A 15577-nucleotide genomic window follows, 5' to 3' on the forward strand; every position below is an offset into this window, starting at 1 on the left:
TCAACGGGGCAGATATTTTTAGTTGATTAAAAAACAATCCGCCGCTGTCGATTATAATTAAGGCACTGCTCACACCGCGGATTTACATGACAGGAGGCCTTATGAACCATGTCTGGGGACTGCTTTCCCATCCCAATCGTGAAATGCAGGAAATTAAGCGCGAGAACGAAACCGTCTCGCATCATTACACCCACCACGTTTTGATTATGGCGGCCATCCCGGTGATTTGCGCCTTTATCGGCACCACGCAAATCGGCTGGAATTTTGGCGATGGCACATTCGTTCAGCTCTCTTTATTTACCGGCTTCGGGTTAGGCGCGCTGTTCTATGCGCTGATGCTGGCGGGCGTCGCCGTGATGGGGCGCGTTATCTGGTGGATGGCGAGGAACTATCCGAGACGGCCTTCCCTTGCGCGCTGTATGGTCTTTGCGGGCTACGTTGCCACCCCGCTGTTTTTGAGTGGCGTCGTGGCGCTCTATCCGCTGGTCTGGCTGTGCGTGCTGGTGGGCGCTGCGGCGCTGATCTACACCGGTTACCTGCTGTATGTCGGCGTGCCTGACTTCCTGAACATCAACAAAGATGAAGGGATGAGCTTCTCCGGGTCGACGCTTGCCATCGGCGTGCTGGTGCTGGAGGTGCTGCTCGCGCTGGCTGTCATCCTGTGGGGATACGGCTACAGACTCTTCTGAGTCTTAAGCGTCTTATAAATGATTACGATTCTCCAGTAGCGATTTTCCGGGGCGCCAGAGTATTATGCTGGCGCCCCGTTCGTTTCATTCAGTCCATGAACCCGTGCAGCGGCAACATCACATAAATGAATAATCACAGAAGCGCCATCATGCCGACTAAAATCCGTCTATCGTTGTTCAGCCTTGCGCTGATGATAACCGTGCCGCTGGCACCGCTTGCCCACGCGAGCAAAACCGTGAGTCAGGCGTCCGGCGCCGGGCAAGAAATTGCTTCCGGCAGCGCAATGATTGTCGATCTGCAAACCAACAAAGTCCTGTATTCCAGCCACCCGGATCTGGTGCGGCCGATTGCCTCCATCACCAAGCTGATGACGGTGATGGTGGTGCTGGACGCGCATTTGCCAATGGATGAACTGCTGAGCGTCGACATCAGCCACACGCCGGAGATGAAAGGGGTTTATTCCCGCGTGCGCCTGAACAGTAAAATCAGCCGTAAAGACATGATGCTGCTGGCGCTGATGTCCTCGGAAAACCGGGCGGCGGCAAGCCTCGCGCACCACTACCCTGGCGGTTACGATGCGTTTATCCGCGCGATGAACGCGAAGGCGAAATCCCTTGGCATGACCCATACCCGCTACGTGGAGCCAACCGGCCTGTCGATTGCTAACGTCTCGACGGCGCGCGATCTCAGCAAAATGCTGATCGCCACGAAGCAGTATCCGCTGCTGGGCCAGCTCAGCACCACGAAGGAAGATATGGCAACCTTCAGCAACCCGCCGTACACGCTGCCGTTCCGCAATACCAACCACCTGGTGTATCGCGATAACTGGAATATTCAGCTGACTAAAACGGGCTTCACCAACAACGCGGGCCACTGCCTGGTGATGCGTACGGTGATTAACAACCGCCCGGTATCGCTGGTGGTGCTGGATGCGTTCGGCAAGTACACCCATTTTGCGGATGCCAACCGCCTGCGCAACTGGATGGAAACGGGCAAGATAACCCCGGTGCCGGGATCGGCCCTGGCGTACAAAAAGCAGAAGGCGGCGCAGATGGCGAGTAATTCCGTGGTGGATGGTTCGCAGGCAGACTGATTTTTGGTGGAAGACGCTTCGCTTTTCCACCCTACAACTGTAGGCCGGATAAGGGCCAGTTCTTGTAGGTCGGATAAGCGCCAGCGTCATCCGACATTAGTGTAGGTTGGATAAGCGCCAGCGCCATCCGACATCTGGTTTCAGATATTCAATGCTTCAGGCGCGCTCCAGTCGCCGTCGTTCAGCGGACGCTGCATAATCAGCGTATCGCGCCAGTCGCCCAGCTTAAACCCCACGCTTTTCAGGCTGCCCACGCACTCAAAGCCAAACTGTTTGTGCAGCCGACACGAGCCGGTGTTGTTCTCTCCGTCGCCAATTACCGCAATCATCTGCCGCCACGGGCCTTGCTCGCAGCGCTCAATCAGCGCGCCCAGCAGCTCCCTGCCGATGCCGCGCCCGGTCATGCTGGCGTCGATATACACGGAATCTTCGAGGGTAAAACGGTAGGCCGGGCGAGGGCGGTAAACCGTGGCGTAGCTGTAGCCGACGACAATTTCCCCGTAGCGGGCCACCAGCCACGGCAGGCCTTGCTCAAGCACGAGGTGTAAGCGCTCTCCCATCTGCTGAACAGAAGGGGGCGTCTCTTCAAATGAACCGCGGCCGTGCAGGACATGCCATTCATAAATGGCGGTGATAGCAGGAATATCGTCGAGGGTAGCTTCCCGAACGTTCAGCTTCGCGAACGGTAACGTTTCAACCACTGACATTTTCGCACCTCTGCGCTGGGAGGCGGGCGGAGCATATATTCCCCGCCCGGGATCCCGCTAATCTAGTACGAAAAATCGCCTGAAAACAGTCCTAATATCGGCAGTTGACAGGGGATCTCAATGGGTATCGTGCGTATGTGTATGGCTGCAAGCGCTCTCATCCCACCACTTGTGCTTGCTGGTTTTGCCAATGCCCGGATTCATGCTGTTTGTCGGGTCGTTCGCCTTATAAAATTGTTTTAACGTCTCTGGCGCCTCGTACAAATGGCCGACGTTGTGCTCTGCCGGATACTGAGCGCCGCGAACGCGCAGCAATTCAAGCATTTGCTCTTTCAGGGCGTGGGCATCCACGCCTTTTTTAACAATGTAATCCTGGTGGAAGACGTGGCACATAAAGTGGCCGTAATAGAGGCTGTGGCTGACCTGACTGCTGATTTCCGGCGGCAGCCGTTCAAACCAATCCTGGTCATTACGCCGCAGGGCAATATCCAGCGCCAGAATATCCTCAACTTCTTCGCTGTGAACGGCCTGATAGCGTATGGCTGCCCCGGCGGCGGCAAAACGGTGCAGGAAAGCTTTTGTCCCTTCTTCCGGGGTACAGGAGAAGTACGCCCCTTCCGCCCGCTGAAAATAGCTTTCCAGCCAGGCCCGCGCCTCCTCGATGCCTTCGCCGGACATTTTCAGCAGCAGGTGATGTTCGTATTTATCGCGCCACTCTTTCATGCGCGCCGGTAAATGGCGGGGGAACAGGGCGCTGAAACGCTGCAGGGCGCGGTCGGTGAAGTGGGGCTTGATGAAAGGCACTTTCTCAAGCATCGCGTCCGTACGGCCCTTCATGGTAAAGAAGAACGGCATTTTATCGGTGCCGAGCCTGTCGATCATCATGAAGGTATCTTTGCCGTAGGTCTCAGCAATATCGTAAATATCCCGGTGCATATATTCACCTGCCACGGGCAGATTTTTGAAGTTTGCCAGCATATGGCGGCGAATTTCGGTCAGCACTTCGGGTTGGTTGGTGCCAATGTAAAACACCTGATTTTGCTTTTCAGCGACGAAGGTATCGAGGCGCACCGCGAATACGGCCAGCTTCCCGGCGCAGCCGGAGGCTTCAAACAAACGGCTCGGGTCGGCGTTAAAGCGCGACGGGGTATCCGCATCCACGTCACGAACCCGCTGCGCATAGTCATGGTCTGAGGCCTGGCGGTTATCGTGCAGGATCTCTTCTGGCTTAATGCGTTCATCGTCAAGCTTGCCGAGAATTTGCTCCGGCGTAACGCCCAGGTCGATACCCAGATGGTTAACCAGCGTCAGCTTACCCTGCTCGTCGATGCGGGCGTACAGCGCCATTTCGGTATAGGCCGGGCCGCGCTGCACCAGCGAACCGCCGGAGTTGTTGCAGATCCCACCAATTACCGAGGCGCCAATGCACGAGGAGCCAATCACCGAGTGCGGCTCGCGGCCCAGCGGCTTCAGGGCTTTTTCCAGCTGATAAAGCGTGCTGCCGGGGAAGGCCAGCACCTGTTTACCGCCGTCCAGCACCTGGAGCTTGTCCAGCCGCAGGGTGCTGATAATCACGATTTCGCGGTCGTAATCGTTGCCGTTTGGCGTTGAGCCTTCCGTCAGGCCGGTGTTCGCCGCCTGCATAAGAATGATTTTATCGGCGCTCACGCAGAGGCTTAACACCCGCCACAGCTCAAGCAGGGAGCCGGGGAAGACCACGGCCAGCGCCTCGCCCTGCCCGGAGCGAAAGCCTTTGCGGTAGCGGGCGGTTTTGGCAGCGTCGGTCAGCACATGGGTGTTACCCACCAGGCGATTCAGTTCGTTTATAAAATTTTTCGTTGTTGAATGTGCAGTTACGGACATGGTCCCACTCCTTGTGATGGCACTAAAATTCTCGCTTTCTAGCATAGCTCGCAAAACGCCATGTATTACTCTGAAATGTTCGAAAAATCAGCATTTAACATTTGTCCGGATCTTCTTACCGGGGGAACCTTGTGGCACACTGCTGGCTTTATTATCAAGCGCCGCCCCCGCCGGGCGGCCTGAGCAAGAGAGTGACGCCCATGAAATGGCTCTGTTCTGTAGGTATTGCGGTCAGCCTTGCGCTGCAGCCCGCGCTGGCCGACGAGATGTTCGGCCCGCATCCCCTGACGCCGGAGGCGCGCGACGCCTTCGTTTCCGATCTGCTGACAAAAATGACCAACGACGAGAAAATTGGTCAGCTGCGTCTGATAAGCGTCGGGCCGGATAACCCGAAAGAAGCCATTCGTGAGATGATCAAAGACGGGCAGGTAGGGGCCATTTTCAACACCGTTACCCGCCACGATATCCGCACCATGCAGGATCAGGTGATGTCCCTCAGCCGCCTGAAAATTCCTTTATTCTTCGCCTATGACGTGCTGCACGGTCAGCGTACCGTTTTCCCTATCAGCCTGGGGCTGGCCTCTTCGTTTAACCTGGACGCGGTGAAAACAGTCGGGCGCATCTCTGCCTATGAGGCCGCGGACGACGGCCTGAACATGACCTGGGCACCGATGGTGGACGTGTCCCGCGATCCGCGCTGGGGCCGCGTTTCTGAAGGCTTTGGTGAGGATACTTACCTGACCGCCATCATGGGGCGCGCCATGGTCGAAGCCATGCAGGGCAAAAGCCCGGCCGACCGCTACTCCGTCATGACCAGCGTCAAGCACTTCGCGGCCTACGGCGCCGTGGAAGGCGGCAAAGAGTACAACACCGTCGACATGAGCCCGCAGCGCCTGTTCAATGACTATATGCCGCCGTATAAAGCCGCGCTCGACGCGGGCAGCGGTGGCGTGATGGTGGCGCTGAACTCCATCAACGGTACGCCCGCCACCTCCAACAGCTGGCTGCTGAAAGACCTGCTGCGCGACGAATGGAAATTCAAAGGCATTACCATCTCCGACCACGGTGCTATCAAAGAGCTGATCAAGCACGGCGTGGCCAGCGACCCGAAAGACGCGGTGCGCGTGGCGCTCAACTCCGGCATCAACATGAGCATGAGCGACGAGTACTACAGCAAATATCTGCCGGAGCTGGTGAAGAGCGGCGCAGTACCCCAGGCCGAGCTGGACGATGCCGCGCGCCACGTGCTGAACGTGAAGTACGACATGGGCCTGTTTAACGACCCGTACAGCCACTTAGGGCCGAAAGAGTCGGACCCGGCGGACACCAACGCCGAAAACCGCCTGCACCGCAAAGAAGCGCGCGAAGTGGCCCGCGAAAGCCTGGTGCTGCTGAAAAACCGTCAGCAAACCCTGCCGCTGAAAAAGTCCGGCACCATTGCGGTGGTGGGCCCGCTGGCGGACAGCAAGCGTGACATGATGGGCAGCTGGTCCGCGGCGGGCGTGGCGGATCAAACCGTTACCGTGCTGCAGGGTATCCAGAGTGCGGTGGGCGACAAGGCGAAAATTGTCCACGTACAGGGTGCTAACGTCACCGATGATAAAGGCATCGTCGACTTCCTCAACGAATACGAGAAAGCCGTCAGGGTTGACCCGCGCACCCCGAAAGAGATGATCGATGAGGCGGTTGCGACGGCAAAAAACGCTGACGTGGTGGTTGCGGTTGTGGGGGAAGCACAGGGCATGGCGCATGAAGCGTCAAGCCGTACCGACCTGGTGCTGCCGCAGAGCCAGCGTGATTTAATCACCGCGCTGAAGGCGACCGGTAAACCGCTGGTGCTGGTGGTGATGAACGGCCGTCCGCTGGCGCTGGTGAAAGAAGATCGGCAGGCGGACGCGATGCTGGAAGCCTGGTACAGCGGCACCGAGGGCGGTAACGCCATTGCCGACGTGCTGTTTGGCGACTACAACCCGTCCGGCAAACTGCCGATGTCCTTCCCGCGTTCCGTGGGCCAGATCCCGACCTATTACAGCCACCTGAACACCGGGCGTCCGTATAACCCTGAAAAGCCGAACAAGTACACCTCCCGCTACTTCGACGAAGCGAACGGCCCGCTCTATCCGTTTGGTTACGGCCTCAGCTACACCACGTTCAGCGTGTCCGACGTGAAAATGTCCGCGCCGACCATGACGCGCGACGGCAAAGTAGAAGCGAGCGTAACGGTACAAAACACCGGCGACCGCGAGGGCGCAACGGTAGTGCAGATGTACCTGCAGGACGTCACCGCCTCCATGAGCCGTCCGGTCAAGGAGCTTAAGGGCTTTAAGAAAGTGACCCTCAAGCCTGGCGAAACCCAGACGGTCAGCTTCCCAATTGATATCGAGGGGCTGAAGTTCTGGAACGCGCAGATGAAGTACGATGCCGAACCCGGCAAGTTCAACGTCTTCGTTGGGCTTGACTCCGCCCGCGTGAAGCGCGGCGAGTTTGAACTGAAGTAATTCCGTCGCTCTGCCGGCCTTTTCCCCCGCCCGGGGGGAGGGCCGGCTAGCATAATCCGAAATAGCCTTATCTATAACTTATTCCCCTTTATGCTTTCCCCGGCCGGTTCAATCTCGGCTATTCTTGTTGTGACTCCCTGATTTTCAAGTAAAGAACAACAACGAGGAATCACCATGAATTTAAAAGCGCGTTTTGGCGTGGCGGGATTACTGATGCTGGCAGCGGGCGCTCAGGCGGCCGAGCCGGTGAAAGTCGGCTCCAAAATCGATACCGAAGGTTCCCTGCTGGGCAACATCATTCTGCAGGTGCTGGAAAGCCACGGTGTAAAAACCGTCAATAAAGTTCAGCTGGGCACCACGCCGGTGGTGCGCGGGGCGATAACCTCGGGCGAGCTGGATATCTACCCGGAATACACCGGCAACGGGGCGTTCTTCTTTAAAGATGACAACGATCCGGTGTGGAAGAATGCGCAAAAGGGCTACGAAAAGGTTAAGCAGCTCGACGCCGAGAAGAATCATCTCGTCTGGCTTACGCCTGCGCCAGCTAACAACACCTGGACCATTGCGGTGCGTAAAGATGTAGCCGAGAAGAACAAACTCACCTCTATGGACGATCTAAGCGCCTGGCTGAAAAAAGGCGGCGAATTTAAGCTTGCGGCCTCGGCGGAGTTTATCGAGCGCCCGGATGCGCTTCCTGCGTTTGAAAAAGCCTATGGCTTTAAGCTGGACCAGAAGCAGCTGCTGTCGCTGGCCGGTGGCGACACCGCCGTGACCATTAAGGCTGCCGCGCAGAAAACCTCCGGCGTGAACGCAGCAATGGCCTACGGCACCGACGGTCCGGTGGCGGCGCTTGGCCTGCAAACGTTAACCGATCCGAAAGGCGTACAGCCGATTTACGCGCCTGCGCCGGTGGTGCGTGAAGCGGTGCTGAAAGCCTACCCGCAGCTCGACGAGTGGCTGAAGCCTGTTTTCGCATCGCTCGATGAGAAAACCCTGCAGCAGCTGAACGCCAGCATTGCCGTAGAAGGGCTGGACGCGAAAAAAGTGGCGGCGGACTACCTGAAGCAAAAAGGCTTTGTGAAGTAATCCGTTAGCGAAATAGCGGTGGATGGCGCTTGCGCTTATCCACCCTACAACACATATCCAGTACGTAGGCCGGATAAGCGAAGCGTCATCCGAAAAAATTAGGGTCGGATAAGCCCAGCGTCACCAGCCAGTACGTAGGTCGGATAAGCGAAGCGTCATCCGACAAAAAACGGTCGGATAAACCCAGCGCCGCCAGCCATACGTAGGTCGGATAAGCGAAGCGTCATCCGACAAAATTCAGGTCGGATAAGCATGGCCTCGTCCGACAAAACTAACAGGATGTAAGTTTGCCGAAAATCCATAATCGCGTCCTGCTGCTGCTGGTGATACTGCTGGTAGCGGCGGGCGCTGCTTTACCCTTTATCAACTATGCTGCAAACCGTCTGGTTTCAGGGGAGCCTATGGCCCTGCGCCAGCTTCCCGGGCATGCGTTTCTCCTGCTGCTAATCCCCACGATTATTCTGGCTCTTCTCACTCTGCTGCCCACGCGCAAGCTCCCGCTCGTGCTGACGCTACTCGTTGGCGAAGCGATGTTTATCGGCGCGCTTTTGGTGATGGGCAAAACCGCGACGCACTTTGCCGAAGAGGGGAGCAGCCTGGCACGAACGTCGCCGGGCAGCGGCCTGTGGCTGTCGCTGGCGCTCTACCTGCTGCTCTGCGCGGATGCCATTAACCGGCTCACGCCGAAAGCGCTGCTGCGGCTGCTGCTGAATCTGCAAATCTGGATTGTTCCGGTGGTCCTGCTGCTGAGCGGCTACTTTGCCGATCTCTCGTTGCTAAAAGAGTATGCCAACAGGCAGGACGTTTTTGATGATGCGCTGACCCGTCACCTGGCCCTGCTCGTGGGGACGCTGGTCCCCGCGCTGATGATTGGCGTGCCGCTGGGCGTGCTGTGCTATCAGCGCCCTAAGTGGCAGTCGTCCGTATTCCCGGTGCTGAACGTTATCCAGACGGTGCCGTCGGTGGCGCTTTTTGGCCTGCTGATTGCGCCGCTTGCCGGGCTGGCAAAAAGCTTTCCGTGGCTTGCGGCTATCGGCGTAAGCGGCATTGGCGTAACGCCTGCGTTGATCGCGCTGGTGCTTTACGCGCTGCTGCCGCTGGTGCGCGGCGTGGTGGCGGGGCTGCAGCATGTGCCGCGTAACGTTGTTGAGAGCGCCGAAGGCATGGGGATGTCCAGGCTGCAAATCTTCTGGCGTGCGGAAGTGCCGCTGGCGATGCCGGTTTTGCTGCGCAGCCTGCGGGTGGTGTGCGTGCAGACCATCGGTATGGCGGTTATCGCGGCGCTGATAGGCGCGGGCGGCTTCGGGGCGATCATCTTCCAGGGGCTGCTCAGCAGCGCGCTGGATCTGGTGCTGCTCGGCGTCATTCCGGTGATAGCCCTGGCCGTGCTGCTGGACGCGCTGTTTAAACTTTTAATTTCATTGCTGGAGGCGAAACAGCCATGATCGAATTTGACCATGTCAGTAAATACTTCCAGGGGGAAGCGGCGGTCAAAGATCTGTCGCTCAACATCCAGGAAGGGCAGTTCACGGTGCTGATTGGCACCTCCGGCTCCGGAAAATCCACCACGCTGAAGATGATTAACCGGCTGGTGGAGCACGACGAGGGGCGTATTCGCTTCTCCGGGGAAGAGATCCGCAATTTTGATACTCAAGCGCTGCGTCGCCGTATGGGCTATGCGATTCAGTCTATCGGCCTGTTTCCCCACTGGACGGTGGCGCAGAACATCGCCACCGTGCCGCAGCTGCTGAAATGGCCGAAGGCGAAAATCAACGCCCGCGTTGACGAGCTGCTGGAGCTGCTGGGGCTGGATGCCAGCCAGTTCCGCGACCGCTATCCGCATCAGCTTTCCGGCGGGCAGCAGCAGCGGGTTGGCGTGGCGAGGGCGCTGGCCGCCGACCCGGAAGTGCTGCTGATGGATGAGCCTTTTGGCGCGCTGGATCCGGTGACGCGAGCGGCGCTCCAGCAGGAGATTATCCGCATCCATAATCTGCTCGGGCGGACCATCGTGCTGGTGACCCACGACATTGAAGAGGCGCTGCGCCTGGCGGACAAAATTGTGCTGATGGACGCGGGCCAGGTGGTACAGCAGGGCACGCCGATGGAGCTGCTGACTAACCCGGTGAATGATTTTGCCCGCGACTTCTTCGGCCGCAGCGAGCTTGGCCTGCGCCTGCTTTCGCTGCGCCAGGTGGCGAACAGCGTGCGGGCCGACGAACATATGGTCGGCGAGGCGATTCCGGCAGAGCTGAGCCTGCGCGAAGCGCTGTCTTTATTTGTGGACAGGCAGTGCGAGCGGCTGCCGGTAGTCGACGCAAAGGGCGCGCACTGCGGGGTGCTCCATTTCAGCGATCTGGTGCGGGGTGAACATGCGTCTGGTTCGTGATCCTTTGCTGTGGCTGATTGCCCTGTTCATCGGGCTGCTTTATGCGATGCCGCATACCGCCGGGCTGTTCAGCTGGCTGTTTCCCGAGCTGGCGAGGCCGATGTATCAGCAGGAGAGCTTCAGCGCGCTGGCGCTGGCGCACCTGATACTGGTGGGCATTTCCAGCGTGGTGGCGATTGTCATTGGCATGGGGCTGGGGATTGCGGTAACGCGCCCGTGGGGCCTGGAGTTTCGTTCGCTGGTAGAGACAATTACCGCCGCCGGGCAGACCTTTCCGCCGGTAGCGGTGCTGGCGATTGCCGTGCCGGTGATGGGGTTTGGGCAGCAGCCCGCGATTATTGCGCTGGTGCTTTACGGCCTGTTGCCGATTGTTCAGGGCACGCTTGCGGGAATTGGTGCGGTGCCGGAAACCACGCGGGAAGTTGCTTTTGGCGCGGGCATGAGCCGCTGGCAGGTGTTGCGTAAGGTTGAATTACCGCTGGCCGCGCCGGTGATTCTGGCGGGGATCCGCACTTCGGTGATTATTAATATCGGTACGGCAACCATCGCCTCAACGGTGGGGGCCAACACGCTCGGATCGCCGATAATCATCGGGCTTAGCGGCTTTAACACCGCTTACGTGATTCAGGGGGCCATCCTGGTGGCGCTGGCGGCGATCGTTACCGACCGCCTCTTTGAACGCCTGCAGGACTACATTACCCGTTATGCAAAATAACGATGTAGCCCATCAGCATAACGCCGCCAATTCCGCCGATGGCCATGACCAGCATGCCGCTGACGAGGGCAATTTTAGACAATTTCATTTTTCTCTCCCTATGTTACGGAAGGGATTATAAGTCGAAGCCGGCTTGTTAATGAACCTTTAAATGTCCTGAATGATGCGGGCGGGGTCACGACCGCTGGCGTTTAGCGGGAAAACAGGCAGCCCCTCGCAGCGCCACTGCTCCAGCTGCGCCAGCTGCTGGTGGCTGGGCGAGTCGCCGCACCACACCAGAATAGTCTGCTGGGGAAAGAGTTCAGGCCGCACGCTGGTCAGCGGTTGCGCCAGCACGTCAACGCGCCAGCCCTGCTGAATCGCCATCCACGCCGCCATCCACAGGCGTGTCGTGTCCTGGGTGTTCCAGCCGATCAGCAGCGCATCTTTCCCGCTGTGTTTGCGGGCGGAGGCCAGGCAAAGCGCAATATAGTTAATCAGCGCGCCGTCGAGCAGGCTCAGGAGCGTATTGAGGGTGACCTGCTGGCACTGCAGGCGTCGGCGAAGCGGGGTATAAAGCTGCATGACGAGGGTTTCGGCGGGGTAGTCGCGTCCGACGTCGGCCATCCACGCCCGCAGCCGGTTAGGGTTCCCGCACTGCAAATAGTGCAGCAGCGTCTCCTGGCGCTCTCGCCAGCCGGTTTCCAGATCCAGCTCTTCGCCGCAGAGCAGCGCTTTCACCTTGCTGACCTGGACGCCGTTTTCTATCCAGCGTTTGATCTCACGAATGCGGTCGATGTCGGCGTCGTCGAACAGCCGGTGCCCGCCGTCGGTGCGCTGTGGTTTCAGAAGTCCGTAGCGCCTTTGCCAGGCGCGTAACGTCACGGGATTGATATCGCAAAGCGCGGCCACTTCACCAATGGTATAAAGCGCCATGTTGTCCCCAAAGCCAGCCCGGGAGGTCCCCGTATAACTGTAGACAGTGCGGTCGACTCTGGGAAATTTTACTGATTTATTTCTGTGCCGGGGGAAGAAGGTTCACCCTGCGGCAAGCGTGCAGGGCGGATAAGCCAGCGCCATCCGCCGCTGCCGTGCTGCAAATTAATCTTCGAAGTACCAGTAGCCCTGGTTCACCAGCCCGGTCAGCACCTCGATAAACTCTTCGTCCTGCAACGCCTCGCCCAGCTCACTTTTCCCGACCGTGGTGTAGCGGCACAGAACATCTGCGGCCTTGGCGTTTTTGGTATTCAGCGGTTCGCTGTTCACGAAGAAACGTTCGCCGACGTTGAGCACGCGCAGGCCGCTCAGGCGTGTCAGGGAGTCGCCCTGCATCAGCGCATCCAGAATTTCACTTTGCTCATAGGCAGGCTCTGCCGGGGCAATGTCCAGCTCGTGGCGTGGCGTTGTGGCAAAGCGACCAAACCACTGTCGGAAGTCTTCCGGCTGGTTGAGCATCTCCATCATCATGCCGCGCAGGCGATCCAGCTCGTACTCTTCAACCTTGCCGGGATGGTCGCGCAGGGCCAGATCCGGGTCGCTGTAGTGCTCGCCGCCCAGGTCGTTTTCCAGCGCGTAGTCCGCAAAGCTGCTTATCAGATCGCGGCCGTTTGGCCCACGGAAACCAACTGAATAGTTGAGGGCGGTTTCGTGCGTGAAGCCATCGTGCGGGAAACCCGGTGGGATATAGAGAATATCGCCCGGTTCAAGATCTTCATCGATGATTGGCGTAAACGGATCGACGTGCAGCAGGGCAGGATGCGGGCAGAACTGACGCATCGGCAGCTTGTCCCCTACGCGCCAGCGGCGGCTGCCCATGCCCTGAATGATAAAGACATCGTACTGATCGATATGCGGGCCAACGCCGCCGCCCGGCACGGAAAACGAGATCATCAGATCGTCGAGACGCCAGTCCGGCAGCACGCGGAACGGGCGCACCAGCTCGGCGGAAGGTTCATGCCAGTGGTTCACGGCCTGCGCCAGCAGGGACCAGCCGGTTTCGCCCAGGCCGTCGAAATCCTCGAACGGGCCGTTGCTGGCGTGCCACTGGCCGTCTGCGGTATGGCTCACCAGGCGACTGTCCACTTCGGGCTCCATCGCAAGCCCTGCCAGCTCGTCCGGCGTAATAGGGTCGATAAAATTCGGGATAGCATTTTTCAGGACCACCGGCTGTTTCTGCCAGTATTTTTCCATGAATTCTTGCCAGTCAAAGGTCAGTTGATAAGCCATATTTTCGCACCAGTGGGAGGACAAACGGCGGTAATTATAAAGAGCGGCGGGGCGTGGCCGCCTTGTCATTGGTCAAGGTGGAGGGGATGACTTAAAAACAAAAAAGAATGCCGTCCGGGGGCGAAAAGTGGGAGAATAGTGGCTGTTTATACAGTAGAAGTGAGAGTCATGGCCCTGTCCCCGGCGCAAAAAGCGCAAATCGCCGCCTGGTATAAGGCGCTCCAGCAGCAGATACCGGACTTTATTCCCCGCGCGCCGCAGCGGCAGATGATTGCCGAAGTGGCAAAAACCCTGGCGGGAGACGAAGGGCGACACCTGGCGATCGAGGCCCCCACAGGCGTGGGGAAAACACTGTCCTACCTGATCCCCGGCATCGCTATCGCCCGGGGCGAACAGAAAACGCTGGTGGTCAGCACCGCCAACGTCGCGCTTCAGGATCAAATCTACAGCAAAGACCTGCCGCTGCTGCGCAAAATCATCCCCGATCTGAAATTTACCGCCGCCTTCGGGCGCGGGCGCTACGTCTGTCCCCGCAACCTGGCCGCGCTGGCAACGGATAGCCTCGCGCAGGGGGATCTGCTCGCCTTTCTGGATGATGAAATGGCCCCGGCCAGCAAAGACGAGCAGCAGCGCTGCGCAAAGCTGAAGGTTGAACTGGACGGCTATAAGTGGGACGGCATCCGCGACCACAATGCCCAGGCGATAGACGACGATCTCTGGCGGCGCATGAGCACCGACAAAGCCAGCTGCCTGGGGCGCAACTGCCACTGGTATAAAGAGTGCCCGTTCTTCGTGGCGCGCCGCGAAATCGACGATGCGGAGGTGGTCGTCGCCAACCACGCGCTGGTGATGGCGGCCATGGAAAGCGACGCGGTACTGCCGGAAGCCAAAAACCTGCTGCTGGTGCTCGACGAAGGCCATCACCTGCCGGACGTGGCGCGCGATGCGCTGGAGATGAGCGCGGAAATTACCCCTGGCTACAGCCGCCTTCAGCTCGACCTGTTCGCGAAACTGGTTGAAGGGATCATGGCGCAGCTCCGCCCGAAAAGCCCGCCGCCGCTCACCTCGCCGGAACGCCTCACCAACCACTGCGACGAAGTGCATGAGCTGCTCAGCTCGTTTTGCAGCATTGTAAAGCTGTGGATGCCGGGCGACCACGAGAGCGAACACCGCTTTGAGATGGGCGTTTTGCCCGAAGAGATCATGGTTATCTGCCAGCGCCTGGCAAAATTGACCGAAGGGCTGCGCGGCCTGGCGGAAGCGCTGGTTAATGATTTAAGCGAAAAGACCGGCACCCATGACGTGGTGCGCGTGCATCGTGCTTTATTACAGATGAACCGCGCGCTGGGCTATTTCGAATCCCAGAGCAAGCTGTGGCGGCTGTCGGCCATGGAGCAGGCCTCCGGCGCGCCGGTCTCCAAGTGGGTAACCCAGGACGTCCGCGAAGGCCAGCCGCACCTCTACTTCCACTGCGTCGGGATCCGCGTCAGCGACCAGCTGGAAAAGCTTGTCTGGCGCAACGTGCCGCACGTGATTATTACCTCCGCCACGCTGCGCTCGCTGAATAAGTTCGAGCGCCTGCAGGAGATGAGCGGCCTGCGCGAAAAAGCAGGGGACAGGTTTATTGCCCTGGACTCGCCGTTTAACCACGTTGAGCAGGGGAAAATCATTATTCCCCAGCTGAGCGTTGAACCAACTATGGAAAACGAGCCGCAGCATCTTGCTGAGATGGCCGCGTTTTTCCGTGCGGAGCTGGCGAAAGGCGAGCATAAAGGGATGCTGGTGCTGTTTGCCAGCAACCGCGCCATGCAGCAGTTTCTCTCTCACGTAACCGATTTGCGTTTGACCCTGCTGGTGCAGGGTGACCAGCCTCGTTATAAGCTGGTCGAACTGCACCGCAAGCGGGTTGAGGAGGGCGGCACCAGCGTGCTGGTCGGGCTGCAATCTTTCGCGGAAGGGTTAGATTTAAAAGGCGACCTGCTAAGCCAGGTGCATATCCATAAAATCGCCTTCCCGCCGGTGGACAGCCCGGTGGTGGTGACCGAAGGCGAATGGCTGAAAAGCCTGAAGCGCTATCCGTTTGAAGTACAGAGCCTGCCTGCCGCATCATTTAACCTGATCCAGCAGGTCGGGCGTTTAATTCGCAGCCACGCCTGCTATGGTGAAGTGGTGATTTACGACCGCCGCCTGCTGACCAAAAACTATGGTCAGCGGCTGCTGGGCGCGCTGCCGGTGTTTCCGATAAGCCAGCCGCCGGCACCGGCGGCCAAAGCACTCGCCGTCGAGCCGAAAAAAACCGTGCGGCGAAAGCGGGCGAGAAAATAATTCAGGGGA

Annotated in this window: 13 protein-coding genes; 8 read left to right on the plus strand and 5 right to left on the minus strand. The window is 58.8% G+C overall.

The genetic code is table 11. The annotated features are described in order from the left end of the window. The first annotated feature begins 101 nt into the window (after positions 1 to 101). Together AAE045_RS08590 and pbpG are read left to right on the plus strand one after the other, a co-directional pair. Positions 102 to 689 carry a Yip1 family protein gene (locus tag AAE045_RS08590; RefSeq protein WP_455547354.1) on the plus strand — a complete coding sequence of 196 codons (588 nt, stop codon included), beginning with the start codon at positions 102 to 104 and terminating at the stop codon, positions 687 to 689. 149 nt (positions 690 to 838) lie between these two features. Further along, entirely contained in the window at positions 839 to 1783 is a 945-nt protein-coding gene (pbpG, locus tag AAE045_RS08595) for a D-alanyl-D-alanine endopeptidase (protein ID WP_455547355.1), read from the plus strand. A gap of 140 nt (positions 1784 to 1923) precedes the next feature. On the opposite strand, the gene AAE045_RS08600 is transcribed toward pbpG, so the two are convergent. After that, a complete protein-coding gene (locus AAE045_RS08600) occupies positions 1924 to 2490 on the minus strand; it encodes an N-acetyltransferase family protein (protein WP_455547356.1) in 567 nt (188 codons plus the stop codon). 117 nt (positions 2491 to 2607) lie between these two features. Then, positions 2608 to 4353: a D-lactate dehydrogenase gene (gene dld, locus AAE045_RS08605; protein WP_455547357.1), complete on the minus strand. Its 1746-nt coding sequence runs from the start codon at positions 4351 to 4353 to the stop codon at positions 2608 to 2610. Between the two features lie 200 nt (positions 4354 to 4553). On the opposite strand from dld, the gene bglX reads away from it, so the two are divergent. The 5 genes from bglX to AAE045_RS08630 all read left to right on the plus strand — a co-directional run bounded on the left by bglX (position 4554) and on the right by AAE045_RS08630 (position 11038). Then, positions 4554 to 6851 carry a beta-glucosidase BglX gene (gene bglX, locus AAE045_RS08610; protein ID WP_455547358.1) on the plus strand — a complete coding sequence of 766 codons (2298 nt, stop codon included), beginning with the start codon at positions 4554 to 4556 and terminating at the stop codon, positions 6849 to 6851. Positions 6852 to 7025: 174 nt separating this feature from the next. Next, entirely contained in the window at positions 7026 to 7937 is a 912-nt protein-coding gene (osmF, locus tag AAE045_RS08615) for a glycine betaine ABC transporter substrate-binding protein OsmF (protein WP_455547359.1), read from the plus strand. 287 nt (positions 7938 to 8224) lie between these two features. Continuing rightward, a complete protein-coding gene (locus AAE045_RS08620; protein WP_455547360.1) occupies positions 8225 to 9382 on the plus strand; it encodes an ABC transporter permease in 1158 nt (385 codons plus the stop codon). Next, a complete protein-coding gene (locus AAE045_RS08625; RefSeq protein WP_455547361.1) occupies positions 9379 to 10323 on the plus strand; it encodes an ABC transporter ATP-binding protein in 945 nt (314 codons plus the stop codon). The genes AAE045_RS08620 and AAE045_RS08625 overlap by 4 nt, the downstream gene beginning before the upstream one ends. Next, complete coding sequence (locus tag AAE045_RS08630) at positions 10307 to 11038, plus strand: ABC transporter permease (RefSeq protein WP_455547362.1); 732 nt, start codon at positions 10307 to 10309, stop codon at positions 11036 to 11038. The genes AAE045_RS08625 and AAE045_RS08630 overlap by 17 nt, the downstream gene beginning before the upstream one ends. Here the strand turns inward: AAE045_RS08630 and AAE045_RS08635 are convergent. From AAE045_RS08635 to AAE045_RS08645, 3 genes are all read right to left on the minus strand, one after another. Further along, positions 11019 to 11126: a hypothetical protein gene (locus tag AAE045_RS08635; RefSeq protein WP_237391380.1), complete on the minus strand. Its 108-nt coding sequence runs from the start codon at positions 11124 to 11126 to the stop codon at positions 11019 to 11021. The two genes, AAE045_RS08630 and AAE045_RS08635, sit on opposite strands and share 20 nt — an antisense overlap. A gap of 59 nt (positions 11127 to 11185) precedes the next feature. Further along, entirely contained in the window at positions 11186 to 11953 is a 768-nt protein-coding gene (locus tag AAE045_RS08640; protein WP_455547363.1) for a MerR family transcriptional regulator, read from the minus strand. 165 nt (positions 11954 to 12118) lie between these two features. Next, the gene (locus AAE045_RS08645; protein WP_455547364.1) at positions 12119 to 13243 is read right to left on the minus strand and encodes a ribosomal protein uL16 3-hydroxylase; all 1125 of its coding nucleotides are present in this window, start codon (positions 13241 to 13243) and stop codon (positions 12119 to 12121) included. Between the two features lie 168 nt (positions 13244 to 13411). Between AAE045_RS08645 and dinG the strand changes: the two genes are divergently transcribed. After that, positions 13412 to 15568 carry an ATP-dependent DNA helicase DinG gene (gene dinG / locus AAE045_RS08650; protein ID WP_455547665.1) on the plus strand — a complete coding sequence of 719 codons (2157 nt, stop codon included), beginning with the start codon at positions 13412 to 13414 and terminating at the stop codon, positions 15566 to 15568. The last annotated feature ends 9 nt before the right edge of the window (positions 15569 to 15577 follow it).

This window comes from Dryocola clanedunensis (assembly GCF_038405435.1).
Taxonomy (GTDB): Bacteria; Pseudomonadota; Gammaproteobacteria; order Enterobacterales; family Enterobacteriaceae; genus Dryocola; species Dryocola clanedunensis_A.

Coding starts and splice junctions, on each gene's coding strand:
- AAE045_RS08645 (WP_455547364.1), bottom strand. CDS start 13,243: ATGGCTTATCAACTGACCTTTGACTGGCAAGAATTCATGGAAAAATAC.
- dinG (WP_455547665.1), top strand. CDS start 13,412: ATGGCCCTGTCCCCGGCGCAAAAAGCGCAAATCGCCGCCTGGTATAAG.
- AAE045_RS08630 (WP_455547362.1), top strand. CDS start 10,307: ATGCGTCTGGTTCGTGATCCTTTGCTGTGGCTGATTGCCCTGTTCATC.
- dld (WP_455547357.1), bottom strand. CDS start 4,353: ATGTCCGTAACTGCACATTCAACAACGAAAAATTTTATAAACGAACTG.
- AAE045_RS08640 (WP_455547363.1), bottom strand. CDS start 11,953: ATGGCGCTTTATACCATTGGTGAAGTGGCCGCGCTTTGCGATATCAAT.
- osmF (WP_455547359.1), top strand. CDS start 7,026: ATGAATTTAAAAGCGCGTTTTGGCGTGGCGGGATTACTGATGCTGGCA.
- AAE045_RS08625 (WP_455547361.1), top strand. CDS start 9,379: ATGATCGAATTTGACCATGTCAGTAAATACTTCCAGGGGGAAGCGGCG.
- AAE045_RS08635 (WP_237391380.1), bottom strand. CDS start 11,126: ATGAAATTGTCTAAAATTGCCCTCGTCAGCGGCATGCTGGTCATGGCC.
- AAE045_RS08590 (WP_455547354.1), top strand. CDS start 102: ATGAACCATGTCTGGGGACTGCTTTCCCATCCCAATCGTGAAATGCAG.
- bglX (WP_455547358.1), top strand. CDS start 4,554: ATGAAATGGCTCTGTTCTGTAGGTATTGCGGTCAGCCTTGCGCTGCAG.
- pbpG (WP_455547355.1), top strand. CDS start 839: ATGCCGACTAAAATCCGTCTATCGTTGTTCAGCCTTGCGCTGATGATA.
- AAE045_RS08600 (WP_455547356.1), bottom strand. CDS start 2,490: ATGTCAGTGGTTGAAACGTTACCGTTCGCGAAGCTGAACGTTCGGGAA.